Annotated in this window: 17 protein-coding genes; 4 read left to right on the forward strand and 13 right to left on the reverse strand. The window is 69.1% G+C overall.

What is annotated here, in order from left to right; genetic code table 11:
• Positions 1 to 120 precede the first annotated feature (120 nt).
• On the reverse strand, positions 121 to 2283 hold the full coding sequence (gene scpA, locus WG923_RS28270) for a methylmalonyl-CoA mutase (RefSeq protein WP_340354375.1): 2163 nt from the start codon (positions 2281 to 2283) through the stop codon (positions 121 to 123).
• A 100-nt stretch (positions 2284 to 2383) separates the two neighbouring features.
• Here scpA and WG923_RS28275 point away from each other — a divergent pair, with 100 nt between their 5' ends.
• Entirely contained in the window at positions 2384 to 3019 is a 636-nt protein-coding gene (locus WG923_RS28275; protein WP_340354376.1) for a GntR family transcriptional regulator, read from the forward strand.
• A gap of 18 nt (positions 3020 to 3037) precedes the next feature.
• On the opposite strand, the gene WG923_RS28280 is transcribed toward WG923_RS28275, so the two are convergent.
• The 6 genes from WG923_RS28280 to dusA form a co-directional block, all read right to left on the reverse strand.
• Positions 3038 to 5179: a response regulator gene (locus tag WG923_RS28280; protein ID WP_340354377.1), complete on the reverse strand. Its 2142-nt coding sequence runs from the start codon at positions 5177 to 5179 to the stop codon at positions 3038 to 3040.
• 87 nt (positions 5180 to 5266) lie between these two features.
• Entirely contained in the window at positions 5267 to 5668 is a 402-nt protein-coding gene (locus WG923_RS28285; RefSeq protein ID WP_340354378.1) for a RidA family protein, read from the reverse strand.
• Positions 5665 to 6804, reverse strand: a complete 1140-nt coding sequence (locus WG923_RS28290) for an acyl-CoA dehydrogenase family protein (RefSeq protein WP_340354379.1) — start codon at positions 6802 to 6804, stop codon at positions 5665 to 5667. The genes WG923_RS28285 and WG923_RS28290 overlap by 4 nt, the downstream gene beginning before the upstream one ends.
• Before the next feature lies 1 nt (position 6805).
• Complete coding sequence (locus WG923_RS28295) at positions 6806 to 7666, reverse strand: enoyl-CoA hydratase family protein (RefSeq protein WP_340354380.1); 861 nt, start codon at positions 7664 to 7666, stop codon at positions 6806 to 6808.
• Entirely contained in the window at positions 7650 to 9980 is a 2331-nt protein-coding gene (locus WG923_RS28300; RefSeq protein ID WP_340354381.1) for a bifunctional salicylyl-CoA 5-hydroxylase/oxidoreductase, read from the reverse strand. The genes WG923_RS28295 and WG923_RS28300 overlap by 17 nt, the downstream gene beginning before the upstream one ends.
• 129 nt (positions 9981 to 10109) lie before the next feature.
• Entirely contained in the window at positions 10110 to 11072 is a 963-nt protein-coding gene (dusA, locus tag WG923_RS28305) for a tRNA dihydrouridine(20/20a) synthase DusA (RefSeq protein ID WP_340354420.1), read from the reverse strand.
• 156 nt (positions 11073 to 11228) lie between these two features.
• Between dusA and WG923_RS28310 the strand changes: the two genes are divergently transcribed.
• Together WG923_RS28310 and WG923_RS28315 are read left to right on the forward strand one after the other, a co-directional pair.
• On the forward strand, positions 11229 to 11633 hold the full coding sequence (locus WG923_RS28310) for an RNA-binding protein (protein ID WP_340354382.1): 405 nt from the start codon (positions 11229 to 11231) through the stop codon (positions 11631 to 11633).
• Positions 11634 to 11725: 92 nt separating this feature from the next.
• On the forward strand, positions 11726 to 12145 hold the full coding sequence (locus tag WG923_RS28315) for an RNA-binding protein (RefSeq protein WP_340354383.1): 420 nt from the start codon (positions 11726 to 11728) through the stop codon (positions 12143 to 12145).
• Positions 12146 to 12213: 68 nt separating this feature from the next.
• On the opposite strand, the gene phbB is transcribed toward WG923_RS28315, so the two are convergent.
• The 5 genes from phbB to maiA all read right to left on the reverse strand — a co-directional run bounded on the left by phbB (position 12214) and on the right by maiA (position 17775).
• Positions 12214 to 12951 (reverse strand): acetoacetyl-CoA reductase, encoded by a 738-nt coding sequence (phbB, locus tag WG923_RS28320; RefSeq protein ID WP_340354384.1) that lies wholly within the window; start codon positions 12949 to 12951, stop codon positions 12214 to 12216.
• Between the two features lie 44 nt (positions 12952 to 12995).
• Positions 12996 to 14177, reverse strand: a complete 1182-nt coding sequence (locus WG923_RS28325; protein ID WP_340354385.1) for an acetyl-CoA C-acetyltransferase — start codon at positions 14175 to 14177, stop codon at positions 12996 to 12998.
• 145 nt (positions 14178 to 14322) lie between these two features.
• Positions 14323 to 16017, reverse strand: coding sequence for a PHA/PHB synthase family protein (locus WG923_RS28330; RefSeq protein WP_340354386.1), 1695 nt, complete (start codon positions 16015 to 16017; stop codon positions 14323 to 14325).
• Positions 16018 to 16316: 299 nt separating this feature from the next.
• Positions 16317 to 17054: a peptidoglycan editing factor PgeF gene (gene pgeF / locus WG923_RS28335; RefSeq protein ID WP_340354387.1), complete on the reverse strand. Its 738-nt coding sequence runs from the start codon at positions 17052 to 17054 to the stop codon at positions 16317 to 16319.
• 79 nt (positions 17055 to 17133) lie between these two features.
• Entirely contained in the window at positions 17134 to 17775 is a 642-nt protein-coding gene (maiA, locus tag WG923_RS28340; RefSeq protein ID WP_340354388.1) for a maleylacetoacetate isomerase, read from the reverse strand.
• 147 nt (positions 17776 to 17922) lie between these two features.
• Between maiA and WG923_RS28345 the strand changes: the two genes are divergently transcribed.
• A complete protein-coding gene (locus WG923_RS28345; RefSeq protein WP_340354389.1) occupies positions 17923 to 18861 on the forward strand; it encodes an alpha/beta hydrolase in 939 nt (312 codons plus the stop codon).
• Between the two features lie 35 nt (positions 18862 to 18896).
• Here the strand turns inward: WG923_RS28345 and WG923_RS28350 are convergent, their stop codons facing one another.
• The gene (locus tag WG923_RS28350; protein WP_340354390.1) at positions 18897 to 19250 is read right to left on the reverse strand and encodes a CZB domain-containing protein; all 354 of its coding nucleotides are present in this window, start codon (positions 19248 to 19250) and stop codon (positions 18897 to 18899) included.
• Positions 19251 to 19354 lie beyond the last annotated feature (104 nt).

Genomic DNA, 19354 nt, shown 5'->3' on the forward strand with positions numbered 1-19354 from the left:
GGCCGCCCCCCCCCGGGGGGGGGGGGGGGGGGGGGCCCCCCCCACGCATGGCGCGCATTCGGGCGACGGAGCGCCCCCACCCCTGCCCTCCCCCGGAGGGGGAGGGAGAACAGCGGATCATCACGAGCGCACCACCGCCTGCTTGATCTGCTCCAGCACGTCCTTCGCGCTGGCCGGGATCGGAGTGCCGGGACCATAGATGCCCTTGACGCCGGCGTTGTACAGGTATTCGTAATCCTGCTGCGGGATCACGCCGCCCACGAACACGACGATGTCGTCGGCGCCCTGCTTCTCCAGCTCCGCGATGATCGCCGGCACCAGCGTCTTGTGGCCGGCGGCCAGCGTGCTGATGCCCACGGCATGCACGTCGTTCTCGATCGCCTGCCGGGCGCACTCTTCCGGCGTCTGGAACAGCGGGCCCATGTCGACATCGAAGCCGAGGTCGGCGAAGGCGGTCGCGACGACCTTGGCACCGCGGTCGTGCCCGTCCTGCCCCAGCTTGGCGATCATCACGCGCGGCCGGCGGCCCTGCTGCTCGGCGAACTGCGCGATCTCGGACTTGAGGCTTTCCCACCCTTCGGCGGATTCATAGGCTGCTGCGTACACACCGGTCACCTTCTGCGTATCGGCGCGATGGCGCCCGAACACCTTCTCGAGCGCATCGCTCACCTCGCCCACCGTCGCGCGCAGGCGGATCGCCTGGATGCTCAGATCCAGCAGGTTGCCGTCGCCGGTGCGGGCGGCCGTCGTCAGCGCCTCCAGCGCGGCGTGCACCTTGCCGCCGTCGCGGGTGGCCTTGATCTGCTTCAAGCGCGCGATCTGCTGCTCGCGCACCATCACGTTGTCGACTTCGCGGATCTCGACGTGGTCTTCCTTGGCCAGCTTGTACTTGTTGACGCCGACGATCACGTCGCGGCCGGCGTCGATGCGCGCCTGCTTCTCGGCCGCCGCTGCCTCGATCTTCAGCTTGGCCCAGCCCGAGTCCACGGCGCGCGTCATGCCGCCCATGGCCTCCACCTCCTCGATGATCTTCCAGGCCGCATCCGCCATGTCCTGCGTCAGCCGCTCCATCATGTAGCTGCCCGCCCAGGGGTCGATCACGTTGGTGATGTGCGTCTCCTCCTGGATGATCAGCTGGGTGTTGCGGGCGATCCGCGCGCTGAACTCCGTGGGCAGCGCGATCGCCTCGTCGAAGCTGTTGGTGTGCAGGGACTGCGTGCCGCCGAACACCGCCGCCATCGCCTCGATCGCGGTGCGCACGACGTTGTTGTACGGGTCCTGCTCGGTGAGCGACCAGCCCGAGGTCTGGCAGTGCGTGCGCAGCATCAGGCTCTTGGGGTTCTTGGCGCCGAAGCCCTGCATGATCCGGCACCACAGCAGGCGCGCGGCGCGCATCTTGGCGATCTCGAGGTAGAAGTTCATCCCGATCGCCCAGAAGAAGGACAGGCGCCCGGCGAACTCGTCGACGTCCAGGCCCTTGGCCGTCGCCGTCTTCACGTACTCCTTGCCGTCGGCCAGCGTGAAGGCCAGCTCCAGCGCCTGGTTCGCCCCCGCCTCCTGCATGTGGTAGCCGGAGATCGAGATCGAGTTGAACTTCGGCATGTTGCGCGCCGTGTACTCGATGATGTCGCCCACGATCCGCATCGAGGGCTCCGGCGGGTAGATGTACGTGTTGCGGACCATGAACTCCTTGAGGATGTCGTTCTGGATGGTCCCCGAGAGCTTGTCCTGCGACACGCCCTGCTCCTCCGCCGCCACCACGTAGCCCGCCAGCACCGGCAGCACCGCGCCGTTCATGGTCATCGACACCGAGACCTTGTCGAGCGGGATGCCGTCGAACAGGATCTTCATGTCCTCCACCGAGTCGATCGCCACCCCCGCCTTGCCGACGTCGCCCACCACCCGCGGATGGTCGCTGTCGTAGCCGCGGTGGGTGGCGAGGTCGAAAGCCACGCTCACGCCCTGCCCGCCGGCGGCCAGGCCCTTGCGGTAGAAGGCGTTGGATTCCTGCGCGGTGGAGAAGCCCGCGTACTGCCGGATCGTCCAGGGCCGCGCCGCGTACATCGTGGCCTGCGGGCCACGCAGGAAGGGCGCGAAGCCGGGCAGCGTGTCGGCGTACGGCAGCCCCTGCAGGTCCTGCGCCGTGTACAGGGGCTTGACGGCGATGCCGTCCGGCGTGTGCCAGTTCAGCGCCTCCACCTTGCCGCCGGGGGCGGACTTGGCGGCGGCTTTCTTCCATTCCTCGAGGGAGACGGGCTTGAATTCGGGCTGGGCGGGGCTCATGGACGCTTCCTGTGGAACCGGGGGCTGTTCCCACGGCGGCGCCATCTTACCTCATTCATAATTATTGATAAAGAATTTCCGACGCCCTAGAATCGCATCCATGACCGCTGAAGCCCTCGCCCCCCGCGCCCTCTACCAGGAGGTGGCGGAGCTGCTGCGGCAGCGGATCTTCAGCCGCGAGCTGGAGCCGGGAAGCTGGATCGACGAGGTCAGGCTGGCGCAGGAGTACGGCATCAGCCGCACACCCCTGCGCGAGGCCCTGAAGGTGCTGGCCGCCGAGGGCCTGGTGACGATGAAGGTGCGGCGCGGGGCCTACGTCACGGAAGTGTCGGAACGCGACCTCGCCGAGGTCTACCACCTGCTCGCCCTGCTCGAAAGCGACGCGGCCGCCGTCGTGGCGGAACGCGCCACCGAGGCGGAGCGCAAGGAACTGCAGAAGCTGCACCGCGAGCTGGAGGCCGCCGTGAAGGACCGCGCGCGCTTCTTCGCGCTCAACGAGCGTTTCCACATGCGCCTGCTCGAGATCGCCAGCAACCGCTGGCGCAACCAGATGGTGGCGGACCTGCGCAAGGTGATGAAGCTCAATCGGCACCACTCGCTGCTCAAGTCGGGGCGGATCGAGGAGTCGCTGGCGGAGCACCGCTCGGTGATGGAGGCGATCGAGCAGCGCGACGCCGAGGCCGCGCGCGAGCGCATGCAGCTGCATTTCAGGAGCGGGCTGGAAGCGGCCGCCTGAGGCCGGGCCGCGCGCGGCTCACGCCGGCCGCGCCACCGGCTCCACCTTGGTGATCATCTCCACCAGCGCCTCGCAGCGCGAGCGCAGCTGCGCCAGGTCGCCGTCGTGCGCGGCCGCCTCCACTTCGAGGCTCACCCGGCTCGCCTCCTTGAAGCCGTACATCGCAAGGCTGCCGGCGAGCTTGTGGGCCGTTACCCGAACGGTCTCGCGCTCCCCGTCGCGCGCGGCGCTCACCAGCGTCTCGGCCAGCTTGCGGCGCGACGACAGGAATTCGGGCATCAGGTGCATGAGGCCGGGCTCGACCCAGACGCGCCCCGGTGGCGCCAGCGGGATGGCTTGCGGCGGCGCGCCCTCCCCGCTCGCCAGCAACGGCACCGGCGCGGACACGGCGTGGACCACGGACGGATCCTCGCGCCGCAGGACCGCCAGCACCTCCTCGCGCGAGGCCGGCTTGGCCAGGTACAGGTCGAAGCCGGCGTCCAGGCACTCCTGGCGCGTGGCCTCGTCGTCGTGGGCCGAGAAGGCCGCCATGAAGCTCGGCGCCTCGCCGCGCTCCTTCTGCAGCGCGCGGATCTCCCGCGCGGCTTCGAGGCCCCCCATGATCGGCATCTGCAGGTCCAGGAAGATGACGTCGGGGCGCGAGGCACGCACGAGGTCCAGCGCGTCGCGCCCGTTGACGGCGGTGCGCACGGCCAGCGGCGGGCTGGGCAGCAGGTTCTTCAGGACGACGATGTTGTACTCGTCGTCGTCGACGAGGAGGACGGACAGCTCCGGCAGGGGCTGCGCCGCGTTCGCCGCCTGCGCCTGCACCTGCGCGCGCGGCATGCCGGTGGCCGCGGACTCGAGCGAAGGCGCCGGCAGGGGCGCGCGCCAGGGCGGCAGGCGCAGCGACAGCGTCGTCGTGCCGTGGCGCGCGCTCATGACGAGGTCGCCGCGCTGCACCTGCGCCATCAGGCGGGCCGAATACGCGCCCAGCCCGGTGCCCCCGCGCTTGCCGTGGGTGGCGTACTTCTCGAAGAACCGGTCGCGGACTTCGCGCGGCACCTCGCCGGCATTGGTGATGTCCAGCGCCACCGACTCGCCCCCCGCCCCCGGCGCGAGGCGCAGCTTCACGCGCACGTCCGACCCTTCCGGCGAGGCTTCCAGCGCGTTCTTCAGCAGGTTGGCGATCGTGGAATAGCAAAGCAGCTCCTCGCCCTTGGCGTACAGGGGCTCGGGCGGCAGCTCGATCACCAGCCGCACCTTCTTGGAGCGGGCATGCGGGTGCAGCTCGCGGGCCACCGTGTTCACCAGCCCCGCCAGGTCCACGGCCTGGGCCCGCAGGCGGTAGCTGCCGGCCTCCATGCGGTACAGGTCCAGCGAGAGGTTGACCATGCTCAGCACGCGCAGCGCGGCACGCTCCACGGTGCCCAGCAGTTCGTCCTCCACCGGGTCGGGCGGACGGCGCTCGCGCAGCAGCCGCGGGATCGAAGCGATGCTGGCCAGCGGCGTCTTCAGGTCGTGCCGCGCGATGCGCTCCACCTCCTCGCGCAGGCGGAAGGCCTCGCGCAGGGCCTTGTTCTGGTCTTCCAGCTGGCGGATCAGGGCGTCCAGCCGCTCGCGCTGCTCGGATTCCTTGGCGTGCTGGGCATCGGCGATGCGCGAGTACAGGTTGGCGAACACCACCACCAGCGTCAGCGTCACCGCCACGCGCGCGGTGAGCGCGGGCCCCAGGTGCATCCACGCCAGGGGAACGGTCATGGCGACCATCGCGACGTTGAAGATGTTCGCCTGCCGCACCGGCAGCATGAAGTGGAACAGCAGGATGCCGGGGTAGACCCAGAAGATGCCGATCAGGCCGTTGTCATGGATCGCGGTGGCCAGCCCGAACATCGAGGCGACGAACATCGCCCACACGGGCACCAGCGGAACCCGGCCGCGGGCGATCGCCAGGGCGTTGGTCAGCAGGCAGGCCATGAACACGCTGGTGGCGATGCCCAGCACGACGCGGCCCTGGATGAAGTTGTTGACCGTGAACGGCCCGAGCAGCACCGTGCCCGCGATCGACAGGCCCAGGAAGATCTTCTGCCGGTGGGCGTCGGCGAAGCCCTGCGCGAATTCGCGCACCGGCTTGTCCTCTTTGTCGGCCGGCGGCCAGCGGGAAGGCAGGTCCTCTTGCAAGAGCGGCTCCTCTCTCGCCGCCATTATCAGGTGCCGCCGCCGAGCTGGCGCGCGCTGCGACGCGGGGCAGCGCGCGCCGGGAGGCGGTCAGGCGTCGGGCAGCACCGCCGTCGCCTCGATCTCCACCTTGGCCCGGTCCTCGATCAGGGCGCGCACCTCCACCGCCGTCATGGCGATCGCGTAATTGCCGATCGTCTCGCGGAAGGCCCGCCCGATCTCGCGGGTGGCGGCCAGGTATTCGCGCTTGTCCGTCACGTACCACGTCATGCGCACCACGTGCTCGCCGCTGCCGCCGGCGGCCCGCAGCACCTCGGCGACGTTGCGCAGCGCCTGGCGCGCCTGGGCGCCGAAGTCGTCGCTCGCGAAGCGCCCCTGGGCGTCCCAGCCGATCATGCCGGCGATGAACAGCATGCGGCCCTGGGCGACGACGCCGTTGGCATAGCCCTTCGGGCGCGGCCAGCCCTCGGGGAGCACGGCTTGGCGGATCATGTTCGCATCTCCTTGAGCAGTTCGCGGCCGATGATCAGCTGCTGCACCTCGGTGGCCCCTTCGTAGATGCGCAATGCCCGGATCTCGCGGTACAGGCTTTCCACGACCTGGCCGCGCCTGACCCCCAGCCCGCCGTGCATCTGCACGGCCGCGTCGATCACCTGCTGCGCGCCCTCGGTGGCGGCCAGCTTGGCCATCGCCGCTTCCTTCGTGACGGTGCGGCCCCGGTCGCGCAGCCAGGCGGCCCGGTAGACGAGCAGCGCGGAGCTTTCGACGGTGGTGGCCATCTGCGCGAGCTTCGCCTGCGTGAGCTGGAAGTCCGCCAGCGCCTGCCCGAACATCCTGCGCTGCGTCGCGTGCGCCAGCGCCTCGTGCAGCGCACGGCGGGCGAAGCCCAGCGCCGCCGCGGCCACCGAGGTGCGGAACACGTCCAGCGTGCGCATCGCCACCTTGAAGCCCTCGCCCGGCGCGCCGATGCGCTGCGCCAGCGGCACCCGGCAGCCGCGAAAGCGCAGCCGCGCCAGCGGGTGCGGCGCGATCACCTCGATGCGCTCGGCGATCTCCAGCCCCGGCGTGTCCGCGTCGACGATGAAGGCCGAGATGCCGCGCGTGCCGGGCGCTTCACCGGTGCGGCAGAACACCACGTAGAAGTCCGCGATGCCGCCGTTGGAGATCCAGGTCTTCTCGCCATCGAGCACCGCATGATCGCCCTCGATGCGGCCAGCGCACTGCAGGGCGCCGACATCCGAACCGGCCTCGGGCTCGGACAGCGCGAAGGCGGCGATCGCCTCCCCGCGCGCCACCCGCGGCACGTAGCGATCCTTCTGTTCGGGCGTGCCTTGCAGGCTGATGGCGCCCGAGCCGAGGCCCTGCATCGCGAAGGCGAAATCCGCCAGGCCGTTGTGGTACGCGAGGATCTGGCGCGCCAGGCAGATCGCGCGCGTGTCGATGCTGCCCACCGCATGGCGCAGCCAGCCGGCGTCACCGAGCAGCCGCACGAGGCGGCGGCAATCCGCGGCTACGTCCCCGGCGTGCGCGTGGGCGACATGCGCGGCCGCCCAGTCCTCCAGTTGCGCGGCGAACGTGCGATGCCTGTCCTCCAGGAAGGGCCACTCCAGGTACGCGTGGTCCGGCACTTCAGTTCCCCTCGAAGCGCGGTTTCTGCTTCGCGACGAAGGCCTCGTACGCGCGGCGGAAATCCTGCGTGAGCATGCAGAGCGCCTGGGCCTGCGCCTCGGCCTCGATCGCCTGCTCGATGGTCATGGCCCATTCCTGGTGCAGCATGGTCTTGGTGATGCCGTTGGCGAAGGTGGGGCCCTGCACCAGCTCGCGGGCCAGCGCCTGCGCCTGCTCCGGCAGGTGCTCCGGCAGGCACAGCTTGTTGAAGAAGCCCCAGCGCTCGCCCTCCTCGCCCGTCATCGAACGGCCGGTGAAGAGCAGCTCGCTCGCGCGGCCCTGCCCGATGATCCGCGGCAGCATGGCGCAGGCGCCCATGTCGCAGCCCGCCAGCCCGACGCGGTTGAACAGGAAGGCGGTCTTGCTGCGCGCGGTGCCCAGCCGCAGGTCGGAGGCCATGGCGACGATCGCGCCGGCGCCGGCGCACACGCCGTCCACCGCCGCCACGATGGGTTGCGGGCAGGCACGCATCGCCTTGACCAGGTCGCCCGTCATGCGCGTGAACATCAGCAGCTCGGGCGCCTGCAACCGCACCAGCGGTCCGATGATCTCGTGCACGTCGCCGCCGGAGCAGAAGTTGTCGCCCGCCCCGACGATCACGACCACGTGCACGTCGGTCGCGTACCGCAGCTGCCCGAACAGGTCGCGCAGCTCCGCATAGGAGTCGAAGGTGAGCGGGTTCTTGCGCTCGGGGCGATTCAGCGTGATGGTCGCCACGCCCTCCTGCGCCTGCCAGAGGAAGTGGGTGGGTCGGTAGCCGGCCAGCGCCTTGCGGTTGCCCGCCGCCAGCGCCGGATCGACGCGCTCAGTTGAATCGTTCATGCACCGTCTCCTGGGCCTGGGCCTTTTCGCGTTCGAGGTTGCGTTCGAGCTGGGTCTTGCCCGACAGGTACTGCCTGGGCCACTCGAGGTCGTGGTAGCCGATCTTGGCGGCCTCCTGCAGCGCCCATGCGGGGTTGGCGAGGTGCGGCCGGGCGATCGCGCACAGGTCCGCCCGGCCGGCCGCGATGATGCTGTTGACGTGGTCGGCCTCCGAGATCGCGCCGACCGCCATGGTGGCGATGCCGGCCTCGTTGCGGATGCGGTCGGCAAACGGCGTCTGGTACATGCGGCCGTACACCGGCTGCTGCCGCTTGCTCACCTGGCCGGAGGAGCAGTCGATCAGGTCGGCGCCGCTGTCCTTGAAGGCCCGCGCGATCTCCACCGCGTCGTCCGGCGTGATGCCGCCTTCCACCCAGTCGTGCGCCGAGATGCGCACCGACATCGGCCGGTCCTGCGGCCACACGGCGCGCAGCGCGCGGAACACTTCCAGCGGGTAGCGCAGCCGGTTTTCCAGCGTGCCGCCGTAGTCGTCGGTGCGCTGGTTGGTCAGCGGCGAGATGAAGCTGGAGAGCAGGTAGCCGTGCGCGCAGTGCAGCTCCAGCCAGTCGAAGCCGGCTTCGGAGGCGAAGCGGGCGCTGCGCACGAAGTCCTCGCGCACCCGGTCCATGTCGGCGCGCGTCATGGGGCGCGACCAGTCGCTCACGCCGTCGATGTATTGCTGCGGCGAGGCGGACAGCAGCGGCCAGTTGCCTTCGGCCAGCGGCAGGTCCTCGCCCTCCCACGGAACGCGGGTCGAGCCCTTGGGGCCGGCGTGACCGAGCTGCATGGCGATCTTCGCGTCGGTGTGGCCGTGCACGAAGTCCACGACGCGCTTCCAGCCATCCCGCTGCTGCGCGTTCCACAGGCCCGGGCAGCCGGGCGTGATGCGCGCGTCGGGGCTGGGGCAGGTCATCTCGGCGACCACCATGCCGGCCCCGCCCATGGCGCGGGCCCCCAGGTGGACCAGGTGATAGTCGGCCGGCATGCCGTCGACGCAGGAGTACTGCGCCATCGGCGAGACCACGATGCGGTTCTTCAGCGTCACGCCGCGCAGCGTGAAGGGCGTGAACATCGGCGGGATGGGCTGGCGTTCGGGCGCGCGCCGGGTGCCCGAGCGCTGGGCGATCCAGTCCTCGTAGCGCTCCACGTATTCGCGATCGCGCAGCCGCAGGTTCTCGTGGCTGATGCGCTGGCTGCGCGTGAGCAGCGAATAGGCGAACTGCTGCGGCGGCAGGTGCACGTAGCGCCGCACGTTCTCGAACCACTCGGTGGAGTTGCGCGCCGCGTTCTGGATCTTGAGCACCTCCACGCCGCGCAGCGCCTCGTACTGGCGCAGCGCGTGCGCCAGGTCGCCGGGGAAGTACCCGATGCAGCGGGCCAGCTCGATCGCGTCCTCGAGGGCCAGCTTGGTGCCCGAGCCGACGGAAAAATGCGCTGTGTGCGCGGCGTCGCCCATCAGCACCACGGGGGCGCGGCCGTTGTGGTGCACCCAGCTGCGGCAGACGACCCGCGGGAACTTGATCCACTGGGAGGATCCGCGCAGGTGGCCCGCATTGGACATCAGCCCGCGGCCATCGACGTACTTCGCGAACAGGCGCTCGCAGAAGGCGATCGATTCTTCCTTGTCCATCTTGTCGACGCCCGCCGCGAGCCACACCTCCTCCGGCGCTTCCACGATGAAGGTGGAGGTCTCGTCGTCGAACTGGTAGGCATGGGCCTGGAACCAGCCGTGCGGCGTCTCCTCGAAGGCGAAGGTGAAGGCGTCGAAGCGCTTGTGGGTGCCCAGCCAGACGAAGCGGTTGCGCCGCACGTCGATGTCCGGCTGGTAGGTCTCGGCGTATTTCGTGCGGATGCGGCTGTTGAGGCCGTCGCTGGCGATGATCAGGTCGGCGTCGGGGAACTGCTCGTCGCCCTGCACGTCGGTCTCGAACACCAGTTCGACGCCGAGCGCCTCGCAGCGACGCTGCAGGATGTTCAGCAGGCGCTTGCGGCCGATGCCGCAGAACCCGTGGCCGCCCGAGACGATGCGGTGGCCGCGGATGTTGACCTCGATGTTGTCCCAGTGGTTGAAGGCGCCGAGGATCTCGCCGGCCGTCTGGGGATCGGCCGCCTGCAGGTTGCCCAGCGTCTGGTCGGAGAACACGACGCCCCAGCCGAAGGTGTCGTACGGCCGGTTGCGCTCCACCACGCGGATGCGGTGCGAGGGATCCTGCTTCTTCATGAGCAAGGCGAAGTACAGCCCCGCAGGCCCCCCGCCGATGCAGACGATGTTCATGCTTGCTCCAGACCTCGATTGTTTAAGTCTAAAGCAATTCTCCGCTCGCCGCCCCACGGGTTTCTTCTCCCTCCCCCTCCGGGGGAGGGCTGGGGTGGGGGCGCTCCCCGCGCCCGGCCACCCAGGCCTTCAGCCCCCCACCAGCGCCACCCCCTCATGCGCCAACCGCATCACCTCCCGCGCTGTCTCCCCCTTCAACCGATGGTCGCTCCACACCTGCCGCCACCGCCGCGCGCCCGGCAGCCCGTTGTACAGCCCCATCATGTGCCGCGAGATGGACGACCACGGGGTGCCGCGCTGCGCCAGTTCCCGCTCCATGTACCGCACCATCTCCTCTTCCACCTGCTCGCGCCGCAGCCCCGAAGGGGCCTGGCCGTAGAACAGCGCGTCCCAGCGCGCCAGCCACCACGGATGGTGGTAGGCCTCGCGGCCGATCATGGCGCCGTCGAGTTGCGACAGCTCCGCCAGCACGACCGCGTCCTCCGTGATCCCGCCGTTGATCGCGATCACCAGCTGCGGAAAGTCTCGCTTGAGCCGGTGCACCAGCTCGTAGCGCAGCGGCGGGATCTCGCGGTTTTCCTTGGGCGAGAGTCCCTTGAGCCAGGCGTTGCGCGCGTGCACGATGAACACGCGGCAGCCGGCCTCGGCCACCGTGCCGACGAAGTCGCGCACGAATTCGTAGCTCTCGACCTTGTCGATGCCGATGCGGTGCTTCACCGTCACGGGCACGTCGACCGCATCGACCATCGCCTTGACGCAGTCGGCCACCAGTTGCGGCTCCGCCATCAGGCAGGCGCCGAAGGCGCCGCGCTGCACGCGTTCGCTCGGGCAGCCGCAGTTGAGGTTGATCTCGTCGTAGCCCCACTCCACGCCGAGCTTCGCGCAGCGGGCCAGGTCGGCCGGCTCGCTGCCGCCCAGCTGCAGCGCCACGGGATGCTCGGAGGCGTCGAAGTCGAGGTGGCGCGGCACGTCGCCGTGCAGCAGCGCCCCGGTGGTCACCATCTCGGTGTAGAGGCGGGTGCGGCGGCTCAGCAGGCGATGGAAGTAGCGGCAGTGCCGGTCCGTCCAGTCCATCATGGGCGCGACCGACATGCGCCAGTTGCGCGGATCGAATGTCACCCCCGCATTGTCCCAGTTCGCTGCCCCGGCCCTGTCCGGCCGCTTCCTACCGGCAACGTCCCCCGGCGACTACAGCCAAGCCCGGCCGTGCGCGCTGCAATGGGGAAAAGACCCAAGGAAGGATCAGGCATGAGGCCTTTTCAGCTCAGCTCCGACATGAAGACCATGCGCGGCACGTTCTACCCCACCGGGTGGATGGTGCTGCTGTTCCCGGGCGAGGCGCCCGCGCGCGAGGCCGCCCGCAAGCTTGCCGGCGCCGGCGTCGCCGAGGACCGCTTGATGTTCATGACGCCGCAGGACTTCCAGCGCGAGATCGCCGGCTCCAAGGGCGACGACGGCATCCTGCCCTCGGCCGGCACCGAAGGCGACACCGTGCGCAAGATGGCCGAGCTGGTCGCGCAGGGCCACCACGGCCTGTTCGTCCACGCGCCCGACCAGGAGCACTCCGACCGCGTGATGGAGATCCTGCGCGACACGCCGATGTCCTTCGGCCAGAAGTACCGCAAGCTGGTCATCGAGGACGTCGTCGAGTAAGCCGCGCCGGCTCCCCTGCCGGCCGCGTGGTCTTGCCGCGCGGCCGGCTCGGCGCGCCTATGCTTTCGCTGCCCTCTCCGAAGGAGTTGCAGATGAAGCCGTTCAGCCTTGGCACCGGCATGACCAACATGCGGGGCGTGTTCTATCCCACCGGCCACATGGTCCTGATGTTCCCGACCGCCGAGGATGCACGGCGGGCCTGCGAACTGCTGCGCAAGGACGGGGTCTCCGAGGACGCCCTGTCCGTCGCGTCGCCGCAGGAGTTCGAGCGCCAGATCACCGGCGCGACCGATGAAGACGACGACATGCTGCTGCCCTCGGTCGGCACCGAGGCCGACACCGCGCGGCGCTTCCGCATGCTGGCCCACGAGGGGCACCATGCGCTGATCGTGCACGCCAACGCCGGCATGGCCTCCGAGCACGTGCTCGACGTGCTGAAGGAGCTGCCGATCTCGTACGGCCAGCGGTATCGGCACCTCGTGATCGAGGACCTCGTAGAAGCCAAGCGCTAGGGGCCTCCGGGTCGAGCCAAGACGAAAAGGGCCCGCCGAAGCGGGCCCCGTCGCGACGTCGCCGTCGCTCAGTTCATGTGCAAGCCGCCGTTGACGGAGAACTCCGCACCGGTCGAATAGCCGCTTTCCTCGCCCGCCAGCCAGGAGATGATCGAGGCGATCTCGCTCGGCTCGCCGAAGCGCTTGACGGGAATGGTCGCCACGATCTTGTCCTGCACGTCCTGGCGGATGGACTTGACCATGTCGGTGCCGATGTAGCCCGGGGCGACCGTGTTGACCGTCACGCCCTTGCTCGCGAGTTCCTGCGCCAGCGCCATCGAGAAGCCGTGCATGCCGGCCTTGGCCGCGGAGTAGTTGGTCTGGCCCGCCTGGCCCTTCTCGCCGTTGACCGACGAGATGTTGATGATGCGGCCCCAGCCCTTTTCCACCATGTCGCCCACGACCTGCTTGGTCACGTTGAACATCGAGTTCAGGTTGGTCTCGATGACCGCGTCCCAGTCCTCGCGCGTCATCTTCAGGAACATGCGGTCGCGCGTGATGCCGGCGTTGTTCACCAGCACGTCGATCGCGCCGTGTTCGGCCTTCGCCTTGGCGAAGGCGGCCACGGTGGAGTCCCAGTCGCCGACGTTGCCGACGGAGGCGTAGAACGTGTAGCCCAGCGCCTTCTGCTCGCCCAGCCACTTGTCGAAGTCACGCGTCGGGCCGCAACCCGCGATCACCTTGAAGCCGTCCTTGTGCAGGCGCTGGCAGATCGCGGTACCGATGCCACCCATGCCGCCGGTCACGTATGCAACTTTCTGAGCCATGTCTCGTCCTTTTGAAGTTTGGTGGGGCAATCGAATCTAGGCGCTCAGGCGCGTTCGAGCGCGAGGGAAACCCCCATGCCGCCGCCGATGCACAGCGCGGCGACGCCGCGGCGCGCTCCACGGCGCTGCATCTCGTGCAGCAGCGTGACCAGGATGCGCGCGCCCGACGCACCGATCGGGTGCCCGATGGCGATGGCGCCGCCGTTGACGTTGACCTTGGCCGGGTCGATGTCCAGCGCCTTGTTGACCGCGCAGGCCTGGGCGGCGAAGGCCTCGTTCAGCTCGAAGAGGTCGACGTCGGAGGCCTTCCAGCCGGCGCGCTGCAGCGCCTTCCTGGTGGCGGACACCGGGCCCATGCCCATGGTCTTCGGGTCCAGGCCGGTGGTGCCGAAGGCCTTGATGGTGGCCAGCGGCTTCAAGCCCAGTTCCTTGGCCTTCTTCGCGCTCATCACCACCACCGCGGCGGCGCCGTCGTTCAGGCCCGAGGCATTGCCGGCCGTCACGCTGCCGGCCTTGTCGAAGGCGGGCCGCAGTGCGGCCAGCGCTTCGGCGTTGGTCTTCTTGTTGATGAACTCGTCGCTGTTGAAGACGATCGGATCGCCCTTCTTCTGCGGGATGGACACGGGGACGATCTCGTCCTTGAACTTGCCGGCTTCCTGCGCGGCGGCCGCCTTCTGCTGGCTGCCCAGCGCCAGGGCATCCTGCGCAGCGCGGTCGATGTTGTGTTCCTTGGCCACGTTCTCGGCCGTCACGCCCATGTGGTACTGGTTGTAGACGTCCCACAGGCCGTCGACGATCATGGTGTCCTGCATCTTCCAGTCGCCCATGCGCTGGCCGTCGCGCGAGCCCATCAGCACGTGGGGCGCGGCGCTCATGTTCTCCTGGCCGCCCGCCACCACGATCTCGGCATCGCCCCAGGCCACGGCCTGGGCCGCCAGCATCACGGCCTTCAGGCCGGAGCCGCACACGGCATTGATCGTCAGGCCGGGCACTTCCTTGGGCAGGCCCGCCTTCAGCAGCGCCTGGCGCGCCGGGTTCTGGCCGGCGCCCGCGGCGAGCACCTGGCCCATGATCACTTCGCCGACCTGCGCCGGATCGATCTTGGCGCGGGCCAGGACCTCCTTGATCACGATGGCGCCCAGTTCGGTGGCGGGGATCTTGGCGAGCGAGCCGCCGAACTTGCCGACGGCGGTGCGCGCGGCGGAAACGATGACGATGTCTTCCATGGGGTTCATCCTTGTGGGGACTGGGTGGCTATGACGCCCTGACTGGAGGGCCTGGCTTCCTCCTTCCCTTGCGGGAAGGCCTGTGGTTTCTTGTCTTGTCTCCCTCCCCTTTCGGGGGAAGGTTGGGGTGGGGGCGCTGCGGCTCTCAAGCCTTCGCCTTGACGTACCGCCCCGGTGCTGGCTCGATGGCCTTGTACTTCGTGCCGCGCCCGTACGTCTTGGGCGCGGGAACCTGCTTGCCGCCGTGCGGCTTGAGCCAGTTGGCCCATTCGGGCCACCAGCTGCCTGGATGCTCCTTGGCGCCCTTGAGCCATTCGTCGTAGGTCTCGGGCAGCTTGTCGTTGGTCCAGTACGAGCGCTTGTTCTTGGTGGGCGGATTGATCACGCCGGCGATGTGGCCGGAGGCGCCCATCACGAAACGCTTCTTGCCGGGCAGGTGCTTCAAGGAGGCATAGGCACCGGCGATCGGCACGATGTGGTCCTCGCGCGAACCGTAGACGAACACCGGGATGTCGACCTTGCCCAGGTCCACCTTCTCGCCGCACACGGTGCACTGGCCCGGCTTCACGAGATTGTTCTCGAGGTAGGTGTTGCGCAGGTACCAGGCGTACATCGGCCCCGGCAGGTTGGTCGAATCGCTGTTCCAGTACAGCAGGTCGAAGGGCGGCGGCGTCTCGCCCTTCAGGTAGTTGCCCACGACGTAGTTCCACACCAGGTCGTTCGGGCGCAGGAAGCTGAAGGTGGAGGCGAGCTCCTGGCCCTTGAGCAGGCCGCCCTTGCCCATCTGCATCTCGCGGAACTGCACGAAGGCGTCGTCGATGAAGACATCGAGGATGCCGGTGTCGGTGAAGTCCAGGAAGGTGGTGAGCAGCGTGGCCGAGGCCACCGGCTTTTCCTTGCGCGCGGCCAGCACGGCCAGCGCGGTACCGAGCAGCGTGCCGCCGACGCAGAAGCCCAGCGCATTGATCTGCTTGGCGTTGGCGACGTCCTGCGTCACCTCGATGGCCTTGAGCAGGCCGTCGCCGATGTAGTCGTCCCAGGTCTTGCCTTCCAGCGAGGCATCCGGGTTGCGCCAGCTCACGACGAAGGTGCGGTGGCCCTGCTCGGACAGATAGCGCACGAGCGAGTTCTCGGGCTGCAGGTCGAGGATGTAGAACTTGTTGATGCAGGGCGGCACCACCAGGTACGGACGCTCGTACACCTGCTTCGTGAGCGGCTTGTATTCGATCAGCTGGAACAGCTCGTTCTCGAAGACCACGGCGCCTTCGGTGGTGGCCACGTTGCGGCCGACCTCGAAGGCGCTTTCGTCGGTCATGGAAACATGGCCCTGCTGCAGGTCCGCCAGCAGGTTCTGCACCCCGCGGGCAATGCTTTCGCCCTTGGTTTCCAGCGCCTTCTGCTGCGCCTCGGCGTTCAGCGCCATGAAGTTGCTGGGGGCGGAGGCGGCCATCCACTGTTCGACGGCGAAGCGCAGCCGCGCCTTGGTCTTGGTATCGGTTTCCGCCGCTTCGGCCAGGGCCAGCAGCGTGCGCGCATTGAGCAGGTAGACCGCGGCGGAAAACGACGCCACCGGGTTGCGCGACCAGGCATCGTTGGCGAAGCGCTTGTCGGAGGGGGAAGGCCGGTCGGACAGGCCTGCGTTCCATAGTTCGGAGGCTTCGCGGACATAGGCTTGCTGCAGTTCCTGCAGCTTGTCCGGCGAGAAGGTCAGGCTGGGGAGGCTGGAGGCGGCGGTCGGCACCGCGACCTGCTGGAACGACTGCAGGGCCCGCGCCCACTGGCTGCCCAATTCCTGCTGGAATTGCTTGGCCTGCGACGCCCAGTCCACGTCAGAATTCATCCGATGTCTCCTATTGTCTTATTCGGGGAAACCCGGAGTATCCCATCATCCATGTTGCGCCGCAACATTATCCGAGTGGTACCTCGATGTACCTGATCGTGATCGCCTGGACTTACGTGGCGCTGATGATGGGCGTCGCCGAAGCCAGCCACCCGAACGGCACCCTGCTCGGTGCCGTGTTCACGGTTTTACTCTATGGCGCGGGTCCTGTCGCTCTCCTCGTGTATCTGATGGGGCGGCCGGCGCGGCGGGCCGCGCGCCGGCGCAGGGAAGCCGCCGCGGCGGCGGCGGCGCAGGCCTCAGGCGAGCCAGACGGAAGCAGCGAAACGGCCGCTGACGCGGTCCCGCCGGTGCGAAAAGAACCTTGAGGCATTGGCCACGGTGCACCACCGGCGCGAGCCGTCGTTGCCGTGGACCGCGGTGATGCCCATTGCAGCGAGGCGCCGGCGCGCGAGGGCCGGCAGGTCGGCGAGGAACTTGCCCTCGGCGTGCGGGCGGAACAGGTCCGCGGCGGAGGTGTCCTGCGCCAGGAAGGCCGCGCGCACTTCGGGGCCGACCTCGAAGGCATCCGGTCCGATGCAGGGGCCGATCCACGCGATCGCGTCCCGCGCTGCGCCTGCCGTCGGCGCCATCTGCGTCCAGAGGGCTTCCAGCACCCCACCGGCCAGGCCGCGCCAGCCGCAGTGGGCAGCCCCGACGATCGTTCCCCGACGGTCCGCCAGCAGCACCGGCAGGCAGTCCGCGACCATCATCGTGCAGGCGACGCCGCGCTCAGTCGTCCAGCACGCGTCGGCTTCGGCCTGGTCGGGCGTCGCGGCGTCCAGCCGCACCACGCCCTGCCCGTGCACTTGCTTGAGGAACACGGGGCGCGCCTGCAGGGTGACAGCGTAGCGGCGCCGGTTCTCCTGCACCGCCGCTTCGTCGTCGCCGACGTGGTCGCCGAGATTCAGCGTGTCGTAGGGAGGGGCGGAGACACCCCCGTCACGCTCGCTGCAGAACGCCCGCACGCCCGCCGGCGCCGGCCACTCCGGCGTCATCGAGCCCCCACGCTTCTCACTGCGTGGAGTGCGCTGCCCCCCGAGGGGGCCTTCGCGTCTTGGGGCGGCCCGGCGACGCTCATGCCTCGTTGTCCGGGCAGCTCGAAGGCTGCGCCTTCTGGAACGCGGGATGCCGCATGCAGGCGTCGAAGGCCGCCATGGTGCGGGTGAGGCCGCCGAAGTCCACGTCGAAGCGCTTGCCGTTGAAGACCTGCGGCACCAGGCAGCAGTCGGCCAGCGTCGGCGTGTCGCCCCAGCAGTAGGTGCCCGCGGGCAGCCGCGCGAGCTCCTGCTCGAATTTCTCCAGCCCGTCGCGCACCCAGTGGCGGTACCAGGTGTTCTTCGCCGCCTCCTCCACCTTGAGCTCGCGCGTGAGGTACTTCAGCACGCGCAGGTTGTTCAGCGGATGGATCTCGCAGGCGATCAGCTGGGCGAGCGCGCGCACGCGGGCGCGGCCCAGCGCATCGCGCGGCAGCAGGGGCGGCTCGGGATGGGTCTCGTCCAGGTATTCGATGATCGCCATCGACTGGCTCAGGAGATGGCCATCGTCGGTTTCCAGCGCCGGCACGAGCTGCGAAGCGGACACGGCCGTGTACTTCTCCTGCCGGTGCTCGCCCTTGACCAGGTGCACCGGAAGGTACTCGTACGCGAGCCCTTTCAGCTCGAGCGCGATGCGCACGCGGAAGGAAGCGGAGGAGCGGAAGTAGTTGTACAGCTTCATGGACAGTGAGCATAACGCCGGGGGCCCGCCGCCGGGCCGCCCCCAGGCGGGCCAGCCCCCCCGGGGGCCAGCGAGTACACGCAGTGACGAGCGTGGGGGCTCGCATCTTCTCCTCTACACTGGCATGCACAACGACCGGAGACCCGCATGCTGCATCCGCAAGCCCAGGCCCTGCTGCGGCTGATCGAGGAAAAGGGCGTCCCGCCCATGCACACGCTCTCGCCCGACGATGCGCGGGCGTATTACCTCGAGCGGCGCTTCTTCACCCAGCCCGAGCCGCCGCACGTCGCGGCGATGCGCGACCTCGAGGCACCCGGCCCCGCCGGCCCCATCCGCCTGCGCAGCTACCGCCCGCTCGGCACGCCGGACGACGCCGTGCTGCCGGTGCTGGTCTACTACCACGGCGGCGGCTGGGTCATCGGCGACCTCGAGACGCACGACACCCTGTGCCGCGAGCTGTCCAACCTGTCGGGCACGGCCGTGATCGCGGTCGATTACCGGCTCGCGCCCGAACACCGCTTCCCGGCGGCCGTGGACGACGCCATTGCCGCCACGCAGTGGATCAGCGACAACGCCGCTGCCCTGAAGGTCGATGCGAACCGGCTGGCCGTGGGTGGCGACAGCGCCGGCGGCAACCTCGCCGCGGTCGTGGCACTGCATGCGCGCGATACGGGCAGGCTGCCGATCAAGTTCCAGCTCCTGATCTACCCCGCCACCGACCAGCGCCGCGGCTGGCCCTCGCACACCACCAACGGCCAGGGCTACCTGCTGACACGCGACACCATCAACTACTTCCACGACCACTACTTCGGCGGCGACGCCCACGACCAGGAATGGCGTGCTTCTCCCCTGCTGGCGAAAAGCCACGCCGACCTGCCGCCGGCCTTCATCCTCACCGCGGGCTACGACCCGCTGCGCGACGAGGGCCTGCAGTACGCGCAGAAGCTGTCGGAGGCCGGCAGCCGCGCGACGCTGGTGAACTTCGAGCGCGAGGTGCACGGCTTCATCCTGATGGGCCGCGTGCTGGACGAAGCCAACGTCGCGGTCCACCTGTGCGCCAGCCAGCTGGTGCACGCGCTGCACTGAGCGGCGGGCGCACCGCGGAGCCGCGCTGCTTGTCGCTACAGCGCGGCTTCCTTCTTCAGCCGCAGGATCGCGGTCACCACGTCGCGCGACACGGCGCTGTACGGCGCGTTGCCTTCGAGCATCTTCTCCGCCTCGGCGTACTTCTTCGCGTTGATCGCCTGCGCCACGCGGGCCGCTGCGAGGTGGAACTCGGTGTGCTTGGCCACGCACGAGCGATAGGCCGGCAGGGCGCTCCAGCGGCTCTTGCCCTCGCCGTACAGCCACTTGCCGAGGTCGCAGCAGTTGTCCTTGGCGATGGTGCCGGCATCCATCGTCTCGTGCCTGGCGATGGCGGCGCGGAACTTCACTTTCCACTCGGCGTGCTTGTCGACGGCGTGGTCCAGGTCCATGCGGATCTCCTTTCGTTTGCAGCATCGATCAATCCGCTATTCGGCCCGGCCTGCGTTGAGCTGCCTCAAGATTCCCGCGGTCGACGGCACCGGCACGCGCGGCA

This window comes from Ramlibacter sp. AN1133 (assembly GCF_037890035.1).
In the GTDB taxonomy this organism is placed as follows: Bacteria; Pseudomonadota; Gammaproteobacteria; order Burkholderiales; family Burkholderiaceae_C; genus Ramlibacter.